General features: G+C 47.9%; 31 protein-coding genes and 1 other RNA gene. 7 read left to right on the top strand and 25 right to left on the bottom strand.

The window, feature by feature from the left end:
- Position 1: 1 nt before the first annotated feature.
- The 13 genes from ACGTIC_RS06850 to ACGTIC_RS06790 all read right to left on the bottom strand — a co-directional run bounded on the left by ACGTIC_RS06850 (position 2) and on the right by ACGTIC_RS06790 (position 5,634).
- Positions 2 to 835, bottom strand: coding sequence for a hypothetical protein (locus ACGTIC_RS06850; RefSeq protein ID WP_113856149.1), 834 nt, complete (start codon positions 833 to 835; stop codon positions 2 to 4).
- Positions 828 to 1,100, bottom strand: a complete 273-nt coding sequence (locus ACGTIC_RS06845) for an HNH endonuclease signature motif containing protein (protein ID WP_162816273.1) — start codon at positions 1,098 to 1,100, stop codon at positions 828 to 830. The genes ACGTIC_RS06850 and ACGTIC_RS06845 overlap by 8 nt, the downstream gene beginning before the upstream one ends.
- Positions 1,066 to 1,632 carry a hypothetical protein gene (locus tag ACGTIC_RS06840; RefSeq protein ID WP_113856151.1) on the bottom strand — a complete coding sequence of 189 codons (567 nt, stop codon included), beginning with the start codon at positions 1,630 to 1,632 and terminating at the stop codon, positions 1,066 to 1,068. Before ACGTIC_RS06840 ends, ACGTIC_RS06845 begins: the two co-directional genes overlap by 35 nt.
- The gene (locus ACGTIC_RS06835) at positions 1,629 to 2,351 is read right to left on the bottom strand and encodes an ERF family protein (protein ID WP_113856152.1); all 723 of its coding nucleotides are present in this window, start codon (positions 2,349 to 2,351) and stop codon (positions 1,629 to 1,631) included. The genes ACGTIC_RS06840 and ACGTIC_RS06835 overlap by 4 nt, the downstream gene beginning before the upstream one ends.
- Positions 2,352 to 2,369: 18 nt before the next feature.
- A complete protein-coding gene (locus ACGTIC_RS06830; RefSeq protein ID WP_113856153.1) occupies positions 2,370 to 2,858 on the bottom strand; it encodes a siphovirus Gp157 family protein in 489 nt (162 codons plus the stop codon).
- Complete coding sequence (locus ACGTIC_RS06825; protein ID WP_162816274.1) at positions 2,842 to 2,979, bottom strand: hypothetical protein; 138 nt, start codon at positions 2,977 to 2,979, stop codon at positions 2,842 to 2,844. The genes ACGTIC_RS06830 and ACGTIC_RS06825 overlap by 17 nt, the downstream gene beginning before the upstream one ends.
- The gene (locus tag ACGTIC_RS06820; RefSeq protein WP_113856154.1) at positions 2,972 to 3,241 is read right to left on the bottom strand and encodes a hypothetical protein; all 270 of its coding nucleotides are present in this window, start codon (positions 3,239 to 3,241) and stop codon (positions 2,972 to 2,974) included. The genes ACGTIC_RS06825 and ACGTIC_RS06820 overlap by 8 nt, the downstream gene beginning before the upstream one ends.
- A gap of 26 nt (positions 3,242 to 3,267) precedes the next feature.
- Positions 3,268 to 3,453, bottom strand: a complete 186-nt coding sequence (locus ACGTIC_RS06815) for a hypothetical protein (protein ID WP_113856155.1) — start codon at positions 3,451 to 3,453, stop codon at positions 3,268 to 3,270.
- Positions 3,450 to 3,740 (bottom strand): hypothetical protein, encoded by a 291-nt coding sequence (locus ACGTIC_RS06810; RefSeq protein WP_113856156.1) that lies wholly within the window; start codon positions 3,738 to 3,740, stop codon positions 3,450 to 3,452. Before ACGTIC_RS06810 ends, ACGTIC_RS06815 begins: the two co-directional genes overlap by 4 nt.
- Positions 3,741 to 3,743: 3 nt before the next feature.
- Positions 3,744 to 4,517 carry a phage antirepressor gene (locus ACGTIC_RS06805; RefSeq protein WP_113856157.1) on the bottom strand — a complete coding sequence of 258 codons (774 nt, stop codon included), beginning with the start codon at positions 4,515 to 4,517 and terminating at the stop codon, positions 3,744 to 3,746.
- A gap of 13 nt (positions 4,518 to 4,530) precedes the next feature.
- On the bottom strand, positions 4,531 to 4,710 hold the full coding sequence (locus ACGTIC_RS06800; RefSeq protein WP_162816275.1) for a helix-turn-helix transcriptional regulator: 180 nt from the start codon (positions 4,708 to 4,710) through the stop codon (positions 4,531 to 4,533).
- A gap of 308 nt (positions 4,711 to 5,018) precedes the next feature.
- Complete coding sequence (locus tag ACGTIC_RS06795; RefSeq protein ID WP_113856159.1) at positions 5,019 to 5,447, bottom strand: hypothetical protein; 429 nt, start codon at positions 5,445 to 5,447, stop codon at positions 5,019 to 5,021.
- Between the two features lie 19 nt (positions 5,448 to 5,466).
- Entirely contained in the window at positions 5,467 to 5,634 is a 168-nt protein-coding gene (locus ACGTIC_RS06790) for a hypothetical protein (protein ID WP_162816276.1), read from the bottom strand.
- 47 nt (positions 5,635 to 5,681) lie between these two features.
- Here ACGTIC_RS06790 and ACGTIC_RS06785 point away from each other — a divergent pair, with 47 nt between their 5' ends.
- The gene (locus ACGTIC_RS06785; RefSeq protein ID WP_113856160.1) at positions 5,682 to 6,062 is read left to right on the top strand and encodes a hypothetical protein; all 381 of its coding nucleotides are present in this window, start codon (positions 5,682 to 5,684) and stop codon (positions 6,060 to 6,062) included.
- A 186-nt stretch (positions 6,063 to 6,248) separates the two neighbouring features.
- On the opposite strand, the gene ACGTIC_RS06780 is transcribed toward ACGTIC_RS06785, so the two are convergent.
- Positions 6,249 to 6,470, bottom strand: coding sequence for a helix-turn-helix transcriptional regulator (locus ACGTIC_RS06780; RefSeq protein WP_113856161.1), 222 nt, complete (start codon positions 6,468 to 6,470; stop codon positions 6,249 to 6,251).
- A 186-nt stretch (positions 6,471 to 6,656) separates the two neighbouring features.
- Here ACGTIC_RS06780 and ACGTIC_RS06775 point away from each other — a divergent pair, with 186 nt between their 5' ends.
- The 5 genes from ACGTIC_RS06775 to ACGTIC_RS06755 all read left to right on the top strand — a co-directional run bounded on the left by ACGTIC_RS06775 (position 6,657) and on the right by ACGTIC_RS06755 (position 9,164).
- Positions 6,657 to 7,049 carry a helix-turn-helix domain-containing protein gene (locus ACGTIC_RS06775; protein WP_113856162.1) on the top strand — a complete coding sequence of 131 codons (393 nt, stop codon included), beginning with the start codon at positions 6,657 to 6,659 and terminating at the stop codon, positions 7,047 to 7,049.
- A 12-nt stretch (positions 7,050 to 7,061) separates the two neighbouring features.
- Positions 7,062 to 7,505: an ImmA/IrrE family metallo-endopeptidase gene (locus ACGTIC_RS06770; RefSeq protein ID WP_113856163.1), complete on the top strand. Its 444-nt coding sequence runs from the start codon at positions 7,062 to 7,064 to the stop codon at positions 7,503 to 7,505.
- A 4-nt stretch (positions 7,506 to 7,509) separates the two neighbouring features.
- Positions 7,510 to 7,920, top strand: a complete 411-nt coding sequence (locus tag ACGTIC_RS06765) for a hypothetical protein (protein ID WP_113856164.1) — start codon at positions 7,510 to 7,512, stop codon at positions 7,918 to 7,920.
- A 109-nt stretch (positions 7,921 to 8,029) separates the two neighbouring features.
- Positions 8,030 to 8,758: a hypothetical protein gene (locus tag ACGTIC_RS06760; RefSeq protein ID WP_113856165.1), complete on the top strand. Its 729-nt coding sequence runs from the start codon at positions 8,030 to 8,032 to the stop codon at positions 8,756 to 8,758.
- A gap of 61 nt (positions 8,759 to 8,819) precedes the next feature.
- Positions 8,820 to 9,164, top strand: coding sequence for a hypothetical protein (locus ACGTIC_RS06755; RefSeq protein WP_113856166.1), 345 nt, complete (start codon positions 8,820 to 8,822; stop codon positions 9,162 to 9,164).
- Positions 9,165 to 9,354: 190 nt separating this feature from the next.
- Here the strand turns inward: ACGTIC_RS06755 and ACGTIC_RS06750 are convergent, their stop codons facing one another.
- On the bottom strand, positions 9,355 to 9,645 hold the full coding sequence (locus ACGTIC_RS06750; protein ID WP_113856167.1) for a hypothetical protein: 291 nt from the start codon (positions 9,643 to 9,645) through the stop codon (positions 9,355 to 9,357).
- Between the two features lie 261 nt (positions 9,646 to 9,906).
- On the opposite strand from ACGTIC_RS06750, the gene ACGTIC_RS06745 reads away from it, so the two are divergent.
- Complete coding sequence (locus ACGTIC_RS06745; protein WP_113856168.1) at positions 9,907 to 10,986, top strand: site-specific integrase; 1,080 nt, start codon at positions 9,907 to 9,909, stop codon at positions 10,984 to 10,986.
- Positions 10,987 to 11,206: 220 nt separating this feature from the next.
- Here the strand turns inward: ACGTIC_RS06745 and ACGTIC_RS06740 are convergent, their stop codons facing one another.
- From ACGTIC_RS06740 to dcd, 10 genes are all read right to left on the bottom strand, one after another.
- Entirely contained in the window at positions 11,207 to 12,361 is a 1,155-nt protein-coding gene (locus ACGTIC_RS06740; RefSeq protein ID WP_257536535.1) for an N-acetylmuramoyl-L-alanine amidase, read from the bottom strand.
- Positions 12,362 to 12,444: 83 nt separating this feature from the next.
- On the bottom strand, positions 12,445 to 13,356 hold the full coding sequence (locus tag ACGTIC_RS06735; RefSeq protein WP_113856169.1) for a ComEC/Rec2 family competence protein: 912 nt from the start codon (positions 13,354 to 13,356) through the stop codon (positions 12,445 to 12,447).
- 3 nt (positions 13,357 to 13,359) lie between these two features.
- Entirely contained in the window at positions 13,360 to 15,015 is a 1,656-nt protein-coding gene (locus ACGTIC_RS06730; RefSeq protein WP_113856170.1) for an NAD(P)H-hydrate dehydratase, read from the bottom strand.
- A gap of 20 nt (positions 15,016 to 15,035) precedes the next feature.
- Positions 15,036 to 15,968, bottom strand: a complete 933-nt coding sequence (locus tag ACGTIC_RS06725) for a M23 family metallopeptidase (protein WP_257536536.1) — start codon at positions 15,966 to 15,968, stop codon at positions 15,036 to 15,038.
- Between the two features lie 90 nt (positions 15,969 to 16,058).
- A complete protein-coding gene (gene acpS / locus ACGTIC_RS06720; protein WP_113856172.1) occupies positions 16,059 to 16,418 on the bottom strand; it encodes a holo-ACP synthase in 360 nt (119 codons plus the stop codon).
- Positions 16,419 to 16,580: 162 nt separating this feature from the next.
- Entirely contained in the window at positions 16,581 to 16,880 is a 300-nt protein-coding gene (locus tag ACGTIC_RS06715; protein ID WP_059077279.1) for a hypothetical protein, read from the bottom strand.
- A gap of 7 nt (positions 16,881 to 16,887) precedes the next feature.
- Positions 16,888 to 18,111 carry an aspartate kinase gene (locus ACGTIC_RS06710; RefSeq protein WP_075582188.1) on the bottom strand — a complete coding sequence of 408 codons (1,224 nt, stop codon included), beginning with the start codon at positions 18,109 to 18,111 and terminating at the stop codon, positions 16,888 to 16,890.
- Between the two features lie 241 nt (positions 18,112 to 18,352).
- Positions 18,353 to 18,700, bottom strand: an RNA gene (gene rnpB, locus ACGTIC_RS06705) — RNase P RNA component class A.
- Positions 18,701 to 18,781: 81 nt separating this feature from the next.
- Positions 18,782 to 19,768 (bottom strand): P1 family peptidase, encoded by a 987-nt coding sequence (locus ACGTIC_RS06700; RefSeq protein ID WP_113856173.1) that lies wholly within the window; start codon positions 19,766 to 19,768, stop codon positions 18,782 to 18,784.
- A gap of 11 nt (positions 19,769 to 19,779) precedes the next feature.
- On the bottom strand, positions 19,780 to 20,304 hold the full coding sequence (dcd, locus tag ACGTIC_RS06695; RefSeq protein ID WP_059077282.1) for a dCTP deaminase: 525 nt from the start codon (positions 20,302 to 20,304) through the stop codon (positions 19,780 to 19,782).
- Between the last annotated feature and the right edge of the window lie 46 nt (positions 20,305 to 20,350).

The following is a 20,350-nucleotide window of genomic DNA, read 5'->3' as shown; positions in this document are numbered from 1 at the left end:
CCTACTTTCCGTTACATTCAGCGGATTCATATTTCTCCTGCAATCGTCTAACAACGTCTATGGCTTCTTTCTTGTCATCTGTACTGCGTTTGGAGCTTTTCAATGCAAAGAAGCCTTGCCACGAGTTCATGATTGACTGATTCACAATATCCAACATGTCCGGCTGGAAACCATCCGATAATTTGAACAGCTTGTCAAGGTTTAGTCTCAACGCTCTTTCTGTCGAGACTGGCTTTTTTAGTGAAGCCCTCATATCAATCCAGTCCGTGATAGCCTGTTCTAGTGGTTCATTCCCTGCTGAAAACTCTTTTATTATTTTCTGAAAGATATCTTTATTCTTATCCTTCTTATCATTCTTACTATTCTTATCTTTCTTATCTTTCTTACTTTCTTCTTTTATTGTTGGGTTATGGTTGGGTTTGCCTTGGGTTAGGGTTGGGTTATGGTTGGGTTGGCCTTGGGTTAGGGTTGGGTTAATTACTGGGTTAGTATCATCAATCAAACCCTGATATTTACGCCAATTCACTATGGTTATTAGCGTTCCCTTTTGGGTTGGTTCTTGGGTTAAAAATCCCAAATTTTCAAAACGTTTGAACGCCGTGCGTACTTTTTGGCGTGAAACTCCATGTCCACAAATTTTTGAAAAATCACGGATTGAAACGAATCCTTGGCCTGGGTTCAATGTGAACTGACGCCCGAAAACATCCCATTTCTTTGGCTTCCATGTCACAAAAAACAACAACTGTATCAATATTACACATTGTTCAGCGGTACTATTTGTCCATATCGGGTCTTCCAGCAGTGACCTGTATAGTTTGATGTAACCGCTATCCATCATCACACCTCCTCTCTGCCAACAATTTCTCTCGTACCGTTCTGGCTTCTGTGCTATGTGCCCGTCTATGACAGTCCGGGCAGAGCAGAGCCAAATTATTCAAGTTGCTAGTCCCGCAATGGGAACGAAAAATTATGTGGTGGACGTCAGTCCCTCTTGCGCACTTACATAATTCGCATATCCCGTTTGCCCGTTCATAAGCTGGCAGACGGTTCTTTTTTAGTAGTGCGTCATCCCTTCTTTTCCGCTTGTTCGTTATTCTCATCCTCCCAGTCATTCAGCAATTTTTCTATGTATTCGCTATCCTCGACACTGGCACCGACGTTGTGAGCTTCGTCCACCAGACAATCAATGAGTCGGCTCATTTCCTCGACGGTGTAGGAGCTGGACCCGGCATACAGATGCAGGACGGTACAGCCTTTTATCTTGCTGTCCCTGGCGTTGATTGCCGTCCAGCCTATCCCGTTGTGGTGCCATTTACGGATAACGCTGTCTGCTATTTTGGTTTGTACACATACCGGCATGAAGCTTTGCGAATCCTGAATGGCTTCACGGTATATCTCCTCTTTGCTGACGTACTGCCCGTCACGGCTGAGTTTCTCCGCGATCCGCTGGCATAGCAGCCAACAGTAGGAATTAGCGTTTAGGCTTCTCTTTCTTCCCGGACGTTTCAGCTCTATGCTGTACTCTACATCCGGCCTGATTAAATTCAGTTCTTCGTCTTTTGGTGCCGGTATCAGGAGCATCATGCCCCCGATACCTTTCAGCACCTGGATGCTTTTAGATTTCCACTTCATGCCATACTCTTTTCAAGAATTTCGTCATCTTTGGCCTGTGCTTCTTTTACAAGGCTTTCTATGTTGTCGTAAAAAGCCTTTGCTTCCGGGAGCGTCAATGTTTCAAATTTATGCTTGTTGAACTTTTCTGTAATCAGCGGACCGATAAAGGCGACTGCCTTATGTTCCCTTGCCCAGTCAATCGTCAGTTCGTAGTAGTCATGAACCGTAGTAGGCGTTTTTTTCGGCTGGGCCTGCTGTGGCGGCGTTTTTTCGGACTTTGCGTCGTTTTGAATGTGATTACCCTTAGAAGCCGTTTCCCGTGCGTTAGAACGGCCCCGAGGGCCTTTTGTGGCTATATTAGCGTCATCGTCATCGTCCCATGCCACGCCCAGCACAGCGGACAGGGAATAACGCCTTGCATAGGTGATTGCGGACCCACCAGCTTGTGGGTCGTTTTTTACGGCATGTAGCACGAATGGATCACTTTCAATCCATTCCCCGCTGTCGTGCATCAGGAGTGTTGTTACTCCCATATCCTGCCCGTTTGATACTGGGCTTTGTATGAAAGAAAGTCCATTTGTCGCTAGCACCGGACGTACCGCATCAAGAAGTCCGTCCAGCGCTACATACTTGCTTTTAAAATATGGATTGTCTTTATCTCTTGCCGGGTCTTTGATATCTGCCTGGAATTTTGCCAGTGCCTTTGCAATGTTTTTTAATTCGTCACTGTGTTTCATGCTTTTTCCCTCCTACCATCACTTAATCTGAATATTCATGTTTTCAATTAGTTCAGCCCCCGGAACGTCTTCGCCGTCTTTCAATGCCTTCCCGATTGCGGTCTTGTCAACCTTAGGTGGCTGTGCAATCAGAAAGATTTCCGGCAGTTTCTTTTCGTCTGTAATCGTGACGGCTTTGCTCTTGCGCCAGCCAATGGCAAATTCCGTTTCCTTGACTTTTTCACCGTCGAGAACGTTGGCAAGGTAGCTTTCCAGCTGTGCGGCCTTGTTTTCTGCGGCCTTCTGTCGCTTGTAGAATCCTTCCTTTTCTTCCTTGAGAGCCTTTGCATCGGCCTTCAAGTTTTTAATCCACAAGGCAATGTTGCGGATTTTTTCGCTTCGCTCCATTTTCAGCAGGGAAAGTTTTTCAAGGTCGATGACTTCCCCGGTTTCCATATTGACCGTCGTTCCCGGTTCAACTTCTACGCAATTCAAAATGGATTGATTGATTTCATATAAGCTCGCCATCTTCGTCTTCCTCCTGATCTTCGTCTTCGTCGTCATAGTCGGGATATTCTGCCCCCAGATTGTAGTAGTCAATTCCGCATGTATAAGCTCCGCTTACCATGCCGTTTTCTAATTCACGCATTTTCGGCCTCCCATTTACCGTAATCGTCTTTTATAAGATTGACGGCCTTTTCCTGTAGCCGTTCAAAGTCTTCTAATGCTTCTTTGTAATCATCTATTCTATGCGGTGTTTCGTCGCTCACTTCCGCCATCCAGTGAAGGCGCTGGACCATCAGGTCAGCCGCATGTACGGCGTCTTGAATAACGAACTCTCTATATGTTGTTTGCATAATTCGTTCCTTTCTGCTAAAATAGACATGTAAGACGCCGAACGTCTTACCCATGCCGCCCTCCTTGAGCGGCTTTTCCCTTATATAAGGCCAATGATGATGGCCCCGAGTATCAGGAACGCCGCCAGCCAGACAGCTTCTGACAACTCGTTTTCTTCAGCCGCTTCCACTTCCGGGAGCGGCTTTTTTGCGTTTACCCAACTAGGAATAACTATTTCATTCTTGCGGTTCACCCAGTCGGGAATAACTATTTCCTGACGCTTCATTTGCTCTCACCTCCGCATGCGGCTATTTGTACGTTTTCCAGTCGCCGCCGTAACTCTGAAACTTCATCCTTTAGCCGCAACAATTCGTCCGTTACGGCTTCCCATTCCTCATCACTGTGAGCCGGCTCTTCAAACTCGCAAAGCTCTCGTACATCACTTGCCCGGTACCATACGCCGGGAAGGCCGTACAGGCGGTGAAGCCTGCCGTCTTTCTCCATCCGGGTGATTGTCTGCCGGGAGTAGTGGAAGAGCTTCTGTAGCTCTTCCGTGTTATAGGCCATTTTCATGGATCATGCCTCCCCAGCCAGGAATTTATTAATGAAATACTGCTGACCTTTTCCAGTAACCTTTGTCGTTTTTGTAATGATGTTGTTCCCTTTACCATCAACATAAGAGCCTTCCTTGACCCGGAACAATCCTAATTCCATTGCTCTCTGTGTCGGCATGTTGTAACTCGTGCCTTTCTGCTTAATGAGGAATCCGTGTTCACGCATCCATGCGAATAAGCGTCCGCGGCCAATCTTGATACCGTTACCGTGCAGAATTTTCGCTAAGTCACCAATCAAAATAGAAGAGTTGGAAGCACTGACCGCATCGGCAAATATTTCTTTCGGCTTCATGCGTTCCGTTTCCGCTTCTAATGAATGGATACGTTGTTCTCGATTTTCTATTGTCTTCTTAGCTATCAGTAATGCCTTGGACATGATTTCCGCATCCGTCATTGTTTCGGCGTTAGCGATGTATCCGCCTGTTCTTCTGATTGCCGGTAGGACTTCACTCGTAATCCAGTGCTTGAACTTTTTGGCGGTTGGAAGTTTACTGGAAAGCACCAGGCTATAAAGGCCGGATTCATTGATGATTGTCATTTCTTGTGCTCCACCAAGGGTGTCACATTTCGTTACCCCCTTGTCTTCGTCGTCAACATGGTCGTTAAGAGCCTTGCGCGTGTTGGTATATCCAAGTGCTGTTGCTATATCCTTGCCAACCAACCACGGCTCACCGTCTATCGTTACTGTTCTTACCTGCCCAAATTCTTGGCTTTTAAAAATCTGTAATTCGTTCATGCTTCTGCTCCTTTCAAATCAAATCTGTAACCTTGCATTGGAGTGCTTCTGCAATCCGGTACAAGGTGGAAAGTTTTACGTCTGCGCCGTGCTCTACATCCCACAAGTTGCGGTATGCCAGCCCAGTACTATTTGCCAGCCAGTACAGCGACTTTCCTTTCTGCTGTCTGACTTTTTTTACGTTGTTCTTCATTGGTAACTCGCCTCTCGTTTGATATAATGTTGTATAGGGAATATATCGATGAGGTGATATTTTTGGATAACAAGACATTAAAATTGCTAGAGTTCTTTTATAATCACGACGGAATAAGGATTTTCGACGCCCCAGTCATTTGCCAACTTAAAAATAACGATCGAGACGCATTGGACTTTCTTCGCGAAAACCATTATGTTAACCAATCAAGCAAGGACGGGGTTATTACCGTCACGCGTTATGGCCGTGAAATTGTTGAATTGTCGCTCCGTGAACAACGGTTGATTGAAATTCAAGAATCAAACAACTCAATCCAAAAACGACTTAAGTTTGTCCAATATGTTCTTACGGTTATTGCCCTGGTTAATGTTGTTATCGCCGTTTTCAAATTCTTTGGATTCTTCCTTTAGTTTTCTGAGATGAGAGTCGATAATGTCGTGCATATCAATCATTTTTTGCAGGTGAATTTCATACGACCATTTTTCTTTGTCATAGTCACAAACACGTTCTTTCATGCGTTCGTGGTTGAACCTTTTCAATGCATCGGCAAAGTCATCAATTTCCATGTACCTATGGCCGCTAAAGTGTTTGTATACAATAGCGGCTATTTCTCTATAGTCATTACCGCCTACATTTTTAAAAAAGGCCTCAAAGTCAAGGGCGTTAAAAAAGCCTTTTGATAGTTCTGTCAGATTTTCAGCCGCATCATGAACTTCTTTTCGGTACTCGTCTGCCACGTTGTCACCGCCTTTACGTCTACTCGTCAGCGTTAATTGTCGTTTTTAAATTAAGAGTGCAGCATAGTCTGTACTCTTTTTTTAATTCATCCGCCAGTTTAGCCATTTCTTGTATTTCCCGTTTTACGTTTTCTGGTTTGCCGTTAATGGCAACGTCGATGTTGACGTTGTGTACTGTGTAATCCATATCAGCTGTCCTTTCTGGTATAATCTCCTTATAAGGAGGCGTGTGTTATGACCCAAAACGATGTAAAAAAATTAATCTTGCTATTCGATGGAAACAAACTGCCTTATTCAAAGCTTCATCAAACTATGCCTTGTATTTCCGATGACGATGTTCTTTCGCTGATGGGGCGTTTGAGTTCAAATACCAGGCTGTTCACGGTATCCAGCAACGCCGCTACGGACGATATAAGGCGGCACGGTTTTAAACCGGGCGATGTATTTACGCTTACAGAAGAAGGTGAAGAACTTCTTCATATTGTTCAGAAGGACAAACACCTAACTGATTTAGCCGAACAATCACTTAGTGAAGCCAAGAAAGCGACTTTGTACGCCCAGCTAGCTGTATTACTTTCCGTTGTTTCTATCGCAATATCAGTTTTAATGGGATAGAAAGTATATTGATAACCGTCAGTGGGATGAGTACCCACAACCATTTCTGAATCTGTCTGCCGTTCTCTGTATCCGAAAACTTGTACGGATTAGAGAACAACCACTTCACCATATTCACATTCGTTGAGCCTTTGCTTTCGCAAGGGCTTTTTTCTTGTCTTACTCCAAACACGTTGTCACCGCCTTTCAATTATCTTTGCGTTTTGCAAAGTTTAGGGATAAAAAAATAGTATTGGGACTTACTCGCAGTTTTTTTGCTATTTTTACGCCGATTTCTAGGCTCATTCTTCTCTTACCTGCAACTAATAAGCTTACTTGAGATTCCGAAAGGTTTAAAAGGGAACATAAGTCCCTCTGTTTTACCCCTCTTTCTTCTAGTAAATCTTGCAAAGTTTGTTCTTTTTCCATTTGCGTCACCTCCTAACTTTGCATTTCGCAAGATTTGTCTATAGCATATCACCAACATTGCGTATTGTCAAGTATTTTTGTAAATATTTTTGACATTTCGCAAAGTTTTATTGTTTTACTTGAACTTTACGGAGAGCAAAGTTATACTCAAACTATAATTTACTTGTTGCAAAGGAGGCTAAGGCTATGAGTTTTGGTGAAAAATTAAAATCATGCAGAAAAAATATGCGGTTAAATCAAAAAGAATTTGGTCAAAAAATAGGAGTAGCCGAATCTACAGTCTCCCTATATGAATCAAATAAACGGTTCCCAGACGCAGATACATTGAAGAAAATAGCAAACCTCTTTGATGTTTCTCTAGATTATTTGCTGGGAAACGTTAAAGACAATCACGCCGCAGAAGGCAAAATGCCGAAAGACCTTAACAAATTCTTACAGCAGTCAGAAATCATATTTGACGGCGATACCTATAACCTTACAGAAGATGAACGGGACATGGTTATGAAGTCTCTTGAGGTTGCCTTTTACGCGGCTAAACAGGCAAATAAACGCAAAAAAGGCGACTCTCCTACTAAATAGAAGGTGTCGCCTATGGCTCGGAAAAATATCAAACTACGTGTTAAAAATCTTGTCGGAAGGACCGGAACTGCCAGCCCTTTACAAATCGCCTCTATGCTACGGATACCCGTTGTATATGCTCCATTGCCCGATAAGATACGGGGATACCTTACAAGGCCGGTACGGAGAAAAACGATCGTAATTAACGATAATCTGGATGAACGGGAAATCCCGATTGTCGTTGCCCATGAGCTAGGTCACGCTCTCCTGCATGGCGTTACAGGGACATTTCATGCCGATACCGTGAATTACTGCAATGCCCGGAGTGAGTATGAAGCGAACATTTTCGCACTGTATCTGCTCTCCTATAGCTACGATATAGACGAACGGCTGTTACAAGCTGCCCCCAGGAATCGGGACGTAATGACATATAAAGAAGCTCATTTATTACTATGTAGGTGTATTGAAAGGTGGTAATGCTATGAACATCATTCGTTGGATACTTGTCATCCCTGCCTTTGTGATAAGCTATGTTGTCATGCGATGGATATGCTTGTTTCTGTTATTGTCGTTTGCAGGTGCGTCCGGAATAATTTACGCGATCAGCAGTTGTATTGTCGAAGGCGGACTGGCTGTTGGTATGGGGTTATTCGCTTCTATAAAAGTAGCTCCATCACATAAAACCGCCGTTATTTATATGTTATCTGTCCTTGTTTCACTAATGGCCATTTTTAACATGTCATTGTCATTACTTAGTGGTTACGGTTTTGGTGACGTACCAAAGTTGCAAGGATATGCCACCATTGTCCTTACAATCATAACGTGCATTTACACATCATACAAAGTGAAAAAAGATGGTATAAAATCCGTATTCCCAGACGCTGGTAACTAAGGAAATTAAAGAACTGCCTGTCCAAATACTGGGAAAGGTGGTTGAACTCAGGGGAAAATTATAAATCAGCGATTCTTTTCCATTCATCAACAAATAGGAAGTGATCGTCATGAAGCCAATAAAAATAATCCAATTAGGAATATTAGCAACTGCCATTGCTCTTATATTCCCACCAATTCACTATAAAAAAATAGTTAACGGGAAATTTGTAGATTATATATCCGCTGGACATAGCATGATTTTTAGTATTCCGGCCAAACATTATATTGATTGGACTACCTTAGTTTTGGAATTGGGCATTATATTATGCGTTACTTTCTTTTTTTATTACCAGTGTAAGGGGAAAGGATTAAAAAAAGATACCAAATCCAATGCAAGCATATCAAATACAAATCAATTCATGATTCCGGCGACGCCAACTGTAAGCAACGACTGGGTTATTGGAGATGTTCATGTAAACGACGCTTTTTATAAGCCTGCCATAGAAAAGTGCATCGGCAAAATAATCTCCTCAATAGAATTACCAGAAATCAAGTATGTGAAGGAAACTAAAAAGCCACAAAGATACAACGGGAAATTAGGACATGTAGTATTGATTAATAACAAAGTAGTAGTTATTAATTCTTGGAATCCGGGGGTGACAACTCCTAGAGGGATTATAATTGGCGTTTCAACGATACACGATGTAATTAATAAGTACGGAATGAATATAATACGTGTTCGACGCAAGGAACAAAAACATCTTTTTGTATATTCCCAGGATAGTGCCGATTTAGGATTTTTTGTTAATGATAGCGGTACGGTAGTAGGTATTGAAGCCAACATTCCATTAGATTAAGAACGTAAAAAAAAATAAGCCCGTATCGAACCATACAGGCTTAGGATGGAGGGATTTTATCATGGATTCGAAAACGTTGAAGGCTTTGCAGTTCTTTTATGATAGAGGACCCACGCCTTTTATCAAATTAAGCAACTATCTGCATGAGTTCTCCGCTGAATATCGTTATCTCCTCGCTACAGGTATGATTGAACGTACTCACTGCGGGCAAATGGTTGAAGTCACGATTGCTGGAAGGGATGCTTATGAGCGGAACAAACCTGCCAGTAAAGTAAACATTGCCACATGGATAGCTGTGATTCTGCAAGCTTTAACTATGATATTGTCTCCTCATGATTATAGTGTACCACAAATAATAAAGGATTGTATAGGACATATTTTTAATCAAATATGTCAATGGCTATAAGAAATAAGCCTACACGGCACATACCATGCAGGCTTATCCTGTGGACAACATAAGTCATCTGGCCGGCCCCAGGAGCATGGGGATTCTAACCCGCACCGCGCCCCGTAGAGCTGACAGCACTCGCAAAAGGCTACTCCCATTCCGGGAACCCAGCTTTATTCCTTCACAAGCCGGTCATACTTATAGTATATCATTCATCAATACTATTGTCATTAACTAGCCGGTCAATCAGCTTGCAGTTGTTTCCAATATCATCCAGAAGCATTTCAATAGCTTCATTTTCCCCATACATATCGGCGGCTACACGATATGCTGTTTCGTAATAAGTGGTAGACGCATTAAGTGCAGATGCAGCCCGTTGCAAATAGCGGTCGAACTGTGGCGAATGGATATCACTCATTTCTGCCTTGTTAATGTACATAGCACCTTTGTCTCTGAAAAGCCGTGCATTGTCTAACAATCCTTGTACCATTTTGTTCATAATATCATCCTCCTACTTACTAGCCTTGGCCGGCTGTATAATCTGACGGTTTAAAAAAAATATTTTCCGTCTCTATTAGTAGCAGGACAAAACGGATGACTTTAAGTACCTTTTTTATAAAAAAGTCAACGATTTATCAAAAGGTTTGCAAAATTATCAAGGAACTTTAAGTTACCTTTTGAGTATATTCAAAAAAGAGAAACACACTCAATTTATAGAACATATATTCTTTTCGGTCGTTCCGCCGGGAAAGGAGTTTCCATGTACGATATCACACACAACTTCACATACCGGCAAAAAGATAAAGGATGGCAGGTAATACTTTCCTATAAGGACGGTGATAAATGGCGTCAGAAGTCAAAACAGGGCCTAAAAACGAAGCAATTAGCTAAAGCCGCCGGACTACGGCTGTATGAGGATTTAAAGAAAAGTTTCGTCCCATCATCTAATGATTTGGCGCACATAACACTCAAAGAGTTTATACCTATCTTCACAAAAGATAAGCCGCTATTAAGTGATTCTTCTAAATATTCATTTAATCGTATCCCGATATTTTTTGATGATCTCGGTAATAAGATGCTGGCTAAAATAACAACAGCTGATATCAGCCGTGCTGTAACCAAAAACAATCACTATGCCGACCATACCATTTCCCAACAACTGGCTTTGCTTCATGCAGTGTTTTCTCATGCAATAAACGTCTATGGATTTACGATGAATAATCCAGTATCAAATGTCCCCAGGAGAAAGCGCATCAAGTCTTCCCGTATCAAGTCCGTTTCACAAGCAGATTTTGAGCGACTGTTGGCAAGTGATGTTTCCCCAAAACATGAGAATTATAAGATATGCGTTCAACTGGCATATTATACTGGAATGCGGTTCGGTGAAATGGCAGGGTTGTCATGGGATGATGTATCCTTTTCAACTGGCATTATATCCGTGAAAAGGCAATTAAAAGTGTGTCGTATTGACGGTAAAGTACAACACCGCATAGGCGCACTTAAAACAAACAATTCGTACCGTGATATCCCGATGCCTGGAATATTGATACGTGTATTGAGTGACTGGAAGCCTAACACGGTTCCGACATCCGTTCTTGGATTTAGGACAGCAGAATCATATCCATTAAATTACTGGATAAAGAAAACACTCCCGAACACAAGCATACACGACTTCCGGCATACCTATGCAACAAACCTTTTAGCGAATGGTGTGGACGTGAAAACGGTGGCAGCTCTTTGTGGCGATACAGTTACTACCATTATCAACACGTACATTGATTTCACGGAAGAAATGAGAAAAAAAGCGTCCCGTGATGTGGACGCAATTTTCTCTAAATGATTTTTGACGAATTTTTGACGAACAGGAAAACGGCACTATAAATACCGCATTAACAGGCTATTTCAGATATATTTTCTATAATTATTTATTATAGCAAAAATTGAAAGGTATGAGTATATATAAATTAAAAAAACAAGCATAAACAAATGCCCCTGTCAGTCCGGCTTTCCGCACGGGCTGACAGGGGCATCTGCCATCGTTCAGTTGCGCTATACGTCTGTTATATGCCGTTGTTATCGAAATAATCGGCCAGACCTTTTACGATGCTTTCGGCAAAGTTCTGCTGCTGTGCTTCCGAGTTCAGGGCTTTTTCTTCACCCGGATTGGAAATGAAGCCCAGTTCCAGCAGGGTTGCCGGCATGTTCGTGTGGAGCAGGACGTAGAAATTAGCCGTCCGTACGCCCCGGTCCTGGAAATTCGTCGCCTTCATATTCTGATTATGAATATACTTGGCAAGGCCGGCATCATGGGATGTCTTGCTGTTGTAATAAGCCGTTACGCCGCCGGCATCAGCCGAGGAGTAAGAATCGATGTGGATGCAGACAAAGGCATCGGCCTTGGCCGCATTGGCGATATTGCAGCGGGCCTGCAGTTCTTCTACGGCCCCGTCATTCGGTGCATACACATCGACATCGGTCGTGCGGGTCATGATGACGTTGGCCCCGGCCTGCTGCAGGAGAGTCTGTACTTTTTTGGAAATGGCCAGGGTAATATTCTTTTCCTGGCTGAACGCGCCGAGGGCTCCCGTATCACTGCCACCGTGGCCGGGATCTATGCAGATGGTCTTGCCTTTCAGCCCCTTGGTCAGGCTGTAGCTGGCACTGCCGCCGTAGGATGGCACCGTAACGGATGAACCGCCCGTTTTAGTTCCCTTCGTATTTTGCGAGGAATGAATGCCGATAGATTCATTGCCCCAGTGTTTCCACTGTTTTACTTTACCGGATTTGTCATTGACATCGACGACTACCCGGTCTGAGCGGTTGGCTTTCTTATCTCCCGGCAGGGTAAATACCTTCACATCCTGAGCCGTGACCTGGCGTGGAACCTTGATATTCAGGTCCGTACCGGACGAACGCTGGGTCAGCCAGATACGGGATACGACATTGGAATTGGCATCGTACTGCTTCTGCACATTTTTATCGATTTTCGTATTTGGCAGCGTAACCGTCACGTATCGGCCGCTCTTGTCGATATACAGACGGGGCGTGACCTTTCTGGACACATCGAGGACGGTCCGGACAAAGGGTGTATTGGCATCATTGCGTGTCGCTACGCGGACACTGGTAATTTCCGTATTGGCGGCAGCCTGGACGGAAACGAGCGGCAGCAGGCAGGCAATCGCCAATAGCGGTATCATACATAATTTTTTCAGCAATTGTATCTTCTCCTTTACAAATGAACGTTACTATTATACCATACCTCCTGCTCTATTTTAAGTTCTGAATTATCACAAATCCGTCACAAAGTTCTATCTCCGTGTGCCGTTTTTATCGTATAGGATGTACCGTCGCTATCAATCGAAATGGTCCCGTCCCGGTCGGTACGATAGATGGGTATACGATATGCCGCAAGGAGAGAGACGACTTCCCTGTGAGGAAATCCGAAGGAATTGCCAGCTCCGCAGGAAATGACCGCTGCCGACGGGGCCGCTTCTTTTACCAGTTCTTCTGTCGTGGCCGTACGGCTGCCGTGGTGGCCGTTTTTCAGGATCGTCGTCCTCAGCGCCCCGGATGTCATGTACTGCAGCAGGACCCGTTCACTTTCCTTTTCCGCATCGCCCATGAACAGCATAGAGAAAGTCCCGTATTCCAGGCGGCAGACGAGAGAAAAATTATTCTCCCTGCCCTGGGAAGACTGGAGCGCCCCGTATCCCCGTTCTCCCCGTGCGGGTGGCGATACAATTTCCAGAGTCAGCCCGTCCGTCCAGGACAGTACCTGTCCGCGCTGCAGTGTTTTACAGTCAATCCCCTTTTGGACAGCTATCTTACGGTAGTGGGCATATATGGGAGAATCCGATTTCTGCCCGTTGTCATAAATGCAGGCGACCGGCAGTGTTTCTAATAACACCGGCGCACCGCCAATATGGTCTTCGTGAGGGTGGGTCAGGATCAGCGCTTCCAGTTGGCGCACGTGGAACTGCTGCAGCTGGGACAAAAGCCGGTCCGTGCCGTCGCTGTCCCCGCAGTCGATGAGGAAATCACCTGTCTTATGCCGTATGAGTACAGCATCTGCCTGTCCGGCCGACAGGACGTGAATGTGCAGATTGCTGTCATCGCGCGTATGTGATGCACAGCCTGCCAGACAAAAAACAAGGACTGTCGCCAGTATCAGTGCGATACGGAACAGTCCTTTTCCCTTACAGGGATACACGAATTATGCCTCCGTCACCAGGGGCCGCTGCAATACGGGCAGCGGACGGCTGTCTTCCAGGCGGGTAATGACCCGGGGAACGGCGTCGGCCACTTCCATAGGCAAGAATCCATAGGAGCCATACGTATCATGGCAGATATCACCGGCGGCACTATGGAGCCACACCGCCGCGCAGGCTGCCGTAGTCAGGCTGGTCATGCCGTCGTGTACGGCCAGGGCCGCTACCATGCCCGTCAGGATATCTCCCATGCCGCCACAGGCCATGCCGGCATTGCCGCCGGGATTGACGTAGGCGTGGAGTGTCCTGGGCGAGACGATGACGGTCGGCGCCCCTTTCAGGACCAGCGTTACCTGCCATTCCCGGACAAACTGTTTGGCTGCAGCGATACAGTCTTTTTTGATATCCGCCAGGGGCAGTCCGCTGAGACGGCTGAACTCTGCCAGATGAGGCGTCATGATGATGCGTCCGCCGTAAGGTGCAATGAAATCCCGTTCTCCTGCCAGAAGGTTCAGGGCATCGGCATCAAGTACCAGCGGGCACGACGTGTGGGCAATGACTTCTTTCAGGAACATCCTGGTATCTTCCTGTTTTCCCATGCCCGGTCCCATGGCCAGTACCGACCAGTTCCGGCTTTCTTCGATGATTTCTGCCGCATCGGCTGCCGTAAAATGATCGCCCGTTCCGACGCCGCGCACCATAGCTTCAGCCTGCCGGCCAATGCAGTAAGGCGCCGTACGCGCCGGCACCCGCAAAAAGAGCTTGCCTGCTCCGCTGCGAAGAGCGCCGCGGGCAGCCATCAGGGCCGCTCCGGCCATATCACTGCTGCCGGTCACGATAGCGACCGTGCCATGCGTTCCCTTATGGGAATCGGGACTGCGCGGCGCCAGGACTTCCGATATGTCGCTTTCTTCCAGCATATACGCCCCATCGTCTTCCCGTCCGGTCAAAAGCGGCCGGGGCATGCCGATATCGTCGCAGACGACAACACCGGAACAAGTGCGTCCCGGATACAGGAGCAGTCCCCGTTTCCAGACACCGAAGGTGACGGTCATATCGGCAAAGACCGGCCCGGCCGCCTCTTCATCGCCACTGCCGCTGACATCGCCCGTATCGGCATTGACGCCCGTCGGGATATCGACGGCAATGACCCGGAGCGTACCCGACGCGGCCACTTCGTTGACCATATTGACTATCCGGCTCACGGGCATGCGCAGCGTGCCGTGGAATCCCGTTCCCAGAATGGCGTCGATGACAACCTGGCTGGAAGACAGGCGCCGGTACAGCCTGTCCCATGCCTTGTCCGATGGCGCAAAGTAATCGATGAGGCACGTTTCTTCATCGGCCAGTTCCTGCAGCGTATGGAGATGAGCCCGGGCTTCCGGGCTGTACGATTCCACCGTTCCCAGTACATAGACGTATACCCGGGCGCCACGGTTCAGCAGATGACGGGCGATGACAAAGCCGTCTCCGCCGTTATTTCCCTTGCCGCACAAGATGACAACGTCCTTACCCTGCCAGCCATGAACGGCTGTTTCTGCATGGGTAACGACGGCATGGCCGGCATTTTCCATGAGGACCGCCGGCGCGATGGCATACTGGCCGTGCATGGCCGTCTGGTCCATGAGCCGCATCTGGGCCGCCGTATTGAGTTTTTGCATGAGAACCTCCTTAAGGTGTATTACAAGTATAACGCCGGGTCAACGGCTTCCCCATTGACGCGGATTTCAAAATGGACGTGGGGCCCTGTCGAATTTCCCGTAGAACCGGCATAAGCAATGATGTCTCCCTGCTTTACGGTCTGCCCGGTTACGACATTGAGGCGTTCATTATGGCCGTACAAGGTCGTCATGCCATTGCCGTGATCAATGACGACGGCATTGCCATAGCCGCTGATCCAGTCGGCTTCGACGACGACGCCACCCATGGCCGCCTTGACTGGCGTACCGTAATCCACGCCGATATCCATACCGGAATGAAGGATCTGCCGGCCATAAATGGGATGGATGCGGTATCCGAAGGGAGATGTAATGACGCCCTTCACAGGCCAGATCATATCACCCTTGCCAGGGCCTGCAAAGGGTCTGCGCCCTTTAAAATCTTTTTTGATGGATTCACTGAAGGGCTTGGAAATGCTGTCTTTGGAATCGTGCCAGTGGCTCCATTGCTGTACCTTGCCCGACTTGTCGTTCACATCGATGACGACGCGGTTGCTGATTTTCTGTCTGGCATTGCCATCCAGCGTAAAGACTTTCAGGTCTTTCGTATTCACCGCTTTGGGCACGCGGATGCGGACCTCCGCATGAGGGCCCTTATTTCCCAGTTCCATCCGTGAAATGACGTTTCGATTTACCTGAGGGCGGGGATTGATACTCCGGCTCAGGTTGGTATTGGGAATCGTGACGACGATATTGTAGCCGCTTTTATCAATGGCAAACCGCGGCTGGACCGGCCCGGTGACATCCAGGACGGTGCGGACAAAGGGTGTATCGGCATCGTTGCGGGTCACGACGCGGACATTGGTAATATTCGTTTTAGATGCCCCTTGGGAAATTCCCACGGGCAGCAGGCTGGCCACGACAATGAGAGGCCAGATCAGAAATTTCTTGTACACACTATCTTCTCCTTTATGTGCTATGAATTCAACGCCTCTATTATAGCACATCGGGAATAGAAACTTAATCTCCACTCTAAGGAATTATCGTCACAGCCAGACGACCTGGGCGATGGCATACTGGCCGTCATGTGCCAGGGACAAGGACAACTCCCCCCGTTCCTCCAGCAGTACCGCACAGGCTCCGTGCAGGACAAAGGAGGGTGCGCCCAGCTCATCGTGCCGCACTTCCACATCGGTCCAGGCCCCTTTGCGGAAGCCCGTGCGGCAGGCTTTCCAGAATGCCTCTTTGGCAGCAAACATGGCGGCAAAGGAAGCATACTGTCCCTTTCCCCGGCTGCGGCAGTAGGCAATTTCCTGTTCCGTAAATAAGCGCTGCAGGGACTGGCCGCGGGTACAGACCAGTTTTTCCATGCGCCCGATTTCTACAATATCTACTCCACAAGTCATACAGAGTCCTCCCAGACGGGCATGTTCCCGTTTTAAATCTTGTTTGATGTTTGATGTTTGAGGTTTGATGTTTGAGGTTTGAGGTTTGATGCTTAAATCGACAAGAGGCTGCCGCATTAAGTATTTCCTTAATGCGGCAGCCTCTCTTCTGACCCATGCTCTTTACCATTTCTGCATGCGGATACAGACGGCAATGCCTTCCAGCAGCACCTTGAACGTGGCAAAGGCGACGGTCACATCATCATATACGTTAGGTGCCACTTTATACGAAATAGTGACTTCCTTTTTCTGATAATCATACCGCAGGCCATGCAGATTGGATTCAAACGTATACTGCGGCGCCGGTATCTTGAACTGTGGCGGCTTTTCGACCTGAAGGCCATGCAGCATGCGTTCCAGAAGAACGCGTTTAGGGACTTCTACCTGAAGCATTTCTTCCACAAAATTATCCAGCACAGACATGGATGCCTCAGTTTTCGTCAAAGAAATAGGCGTGGATGGCACGGACAGCTGTATCTACCTGGTCTTCAGAAATGAGGCAGGTGATGCTGATTTCCGAAGTGGAAATGATTTCAATGTTGATATTGTTTTTGCCCAGGACGCCGAACATGCCGGAAGCAATGCCCGGATGGCCGGCCATGCCGGCACCGACGACGGAGACTTTCGCCATCTTGTCATCGATGAGGATATCTTCGACAGGCATCATCCCTTTGATCTGTTCCAGTACGTCTTTAGCAGACGCCAGTTCATCCCGGGAAATCGTAAAGGTAATATCCGTTACGCCTTCGTTGGCAACGCGGACACTCTGGACGATCATATCGACGACTACGTTGGCATTGGCCAGTGTTTCAAACAATTTATACGCGTAGCCCGGTTTGTTGGGGATTCCCAGAACGGTGATTTTAGCAACATTTTTATCTTCTGCGACGCCGCGGATCAGATACTGTTTGATTTCCATGGAATAAGCCTCCTGTATGATAGTACCTTCGTTTTCGGAAAATGTGGAACGGACATGGATGGGAATATTGAAACGGCTGCCCATTTCAACGGCCCGGGGCTGCATGACGCCAGCGCCGAGTTTGGCCATTTCCAGCATTTCTCCGTAGGTAATTTCTTTCATTTTCTGCGCATTGGGCACGACGCGGGGATCCGATGTATAGATGCCTTCTACGTCCGTGTAGATTTCGCACACATCGGCATGGATGGCACCGGCGATAGCGACAGCCGTCGTATCCGAGCCGCCCCGGCCCAGTGTGGTGATATCGCCCGAATCCGTAATGCCCTGGAACCCGGCGACGATGACGATATTTCCTTCATCCAGCGCTTTTAAGATGCGGTCCGGCTGGATATCCAGGATACGGCCCTTGTTAAAGGCGTCACTGGTAGTGATGCCCGCCTGGGCACCCGTAAAGGAAATCGACTTGTGGCCGGCTTCCTGGAAAGCCATGGCCATCAGCGCAATGGAGACTTGTTCCCCCGTAGAAAGAAGCATATCCATTTCACGGCCATATGTTTTCGATGTGATCTGGCTGGCCAGTTCAATCAGTTTATCCGTTGACTTACCCATAGCTGATACGACGATGACGATTTTGTCATCGGGCTGGGATCCTTTGAGCACGCGCTGTACGATAGCGCGCATCTTATCCGGCGTGGCTACTGAGCTGCCGCCAAATTTCTTCACAATTAATGCCAACTTATATCCCTCGCTTTTATTGAATTAAAGCCTGTAGTATACGTCGCTAAACGACTACCTCCTGCCATGATATCATGCACTACGCCTATTGTAAAGTATCAAAAAAATGTATACAAAAATTTTGTCATGTCTGACGAAATTTATACTGGTAATACGCTGCCTCCTGTCATCCAGACCAGCAGAATGTACCAAAAAAGACTGCCACACCGCAGATGGTGCAACAGCCTTTCCCTGTCGTGATATGATGAGTAATCAGTAAGCCGAGTTTTGTTCTGCCCTGCGGCAGCGACAATCATCTATCTAGACATACTGTTGCCAGCATGTTCAAGCGACACAACCCGGAAGATCAGCGGGCCGCTTCATCCCTTCCCTATTCGGTCTTGCTCCAGATGGGGTTTACCTAGCCAGTACATTACTGCACTGCTGGTGCGCTCTTACCGCACCGTTCCACCCTTACCGCTTGCGCGGCGGTACACATTTCTGTGGCACTATCCCTAAAGTCACCTTCGCCGGACGTTATCCGGCATCCTGCCCTGCGGAGCTCGGACTTTCCTCTGACCCGGAGGCCAGCGATTGTCATTCATACTCATCTGCGTAATCGTATCATAAATCGCCCGTGCCGTCAAGGGATGGTCGTTCATCGTTCGTCGTTCATCGTTCGTCGTTTGTCCTATCGCGGCCAGTCGTAAAGGGCCGGAATGCCGTATGCCGACCGGGCCTGGCTGACAGCCCGGCGTACGGCCTGTTCCACCGCATAGGCAGCAAGGGTGCCGACGGTGTTGAGCTCTGCCGGCACATTCCCTACGCTGAGTGCGTACAGGGCATCGCCGTCGGCCGTCGTATTGACCGGCCGGATGGTCCGCACCAGACCGTTGCTGGCAAGTGCTGCGATTTTTCCCATATGGGCCTTGTCAAAGGCCCCGTTGGTCACGACGGCCCCGATAGTCGTGTTGGTCGTCCCGCCGGCGGCCTGGCGCTGGGAGAACAGCGTGTCCGTCGTGCCGTATTCTTCCAGGAGCACCCGGCGCGTATCGGCAAATCCCCTGCCTTCACGGCTGCGCATGCCTGCCAGGATCCGGCCGTCTTCCCCGAGCACGTCGCCCAGGGCGTTGACGGCCACGACGGCGCCGACCTGCAGGTCCCCGGTCTGTACGGCATAAACTCCCAGGCCGGATTTCATCATATAGGAAGGACCGCAGCATTTCCCGACCGTCGCTCCCGTACCGGCGCCGTGATTGCCCATGAGGGTATGATTCTGTTCGGCCTGTACACAGGCTTCATATCCCATGGCCGCATCAGGCCGCACATTGCTGCCACAGCCCAGATCGTAAATACACGATGCCAGTACGAGAGGGACCTTGCAGATCCGCGTGTCGAAGCCGATATCGTGTTCTTCCAGATACTGCATGACGCCGGCTGCCGCGTTGAGGCCAAAGGCACTGCCGCCGCTTAAGAGTACAGCATGGATGCGTTCCGCTGCCGCCCGGGGATTGAGCAGTTCCGTCTCCCGGCTGGCCGGGCCGCCACCGCGCACATCCAGTCCGCACGGCGCCCCATCGGGACAAATGAGGACGGTGCATCCCGTTCCTCCGGCCGCATCTTCACTGCTGCCGATACAAAAGCCCTGTATATCCTGTAAGGAAATTTCACGCAACATGTTCTCACCTGCTATTTCTTTTCAAAGTCTTTCCAGAGCATGCTGGGCTGGATGCCCGTATTGTTCTGATATTTGCCGCCGTGATAGGTATCGTATTCCCCATCGATATCGTGATAGTAAATCTGGCAGATTTCCACATCAGGATAAATGCGGATCGGCTGGACGCAGAAGATTTCCAGTGTCCAGTAGCCGGCAAATCCCACATCGCCGAATCCCGCCGTGACGTGGATGAACACGCCCAGACGTCCTACGGAAGAACGGCCTTCCAGCATGGGGATGTAGCCATCGGTCTTCGTGTATTCGTTGGTCCGGCCCAGATAGAGCTTATTGGGCTGGAGGACATATCCCGATTTGGGGATGTAAATAGTGGAAGCCGGATTGGGTTTTGCCATATCCAGTTCGTGATGATCGTACACCATCAGTTCGTGGTATAAGGACAGATTGTAGCTATTGGGGTTGACCCGTTCCGGATGAAAGGGCGTGATGATGATCTCCCTGCCCAGATGTTTGACGATTTCCTTGCCCGATAATATCATAATTTCACCTTTCTTCAGGAAATGTAGTAGTTCCGTTTTGTCTATT

The sequence above is a fragment of the Megasphaera hexanoica genome, assembly GCF_043520715.1.
GTDB lineage: Bacteria > Bacillota > Negativicutes > Veillonellales > Megasphaeraceae > Megasphaera > Megasphaera hexanoica.
This window is presented reverse-complemented; position numbering and strand designations above follow the sequence as displayed.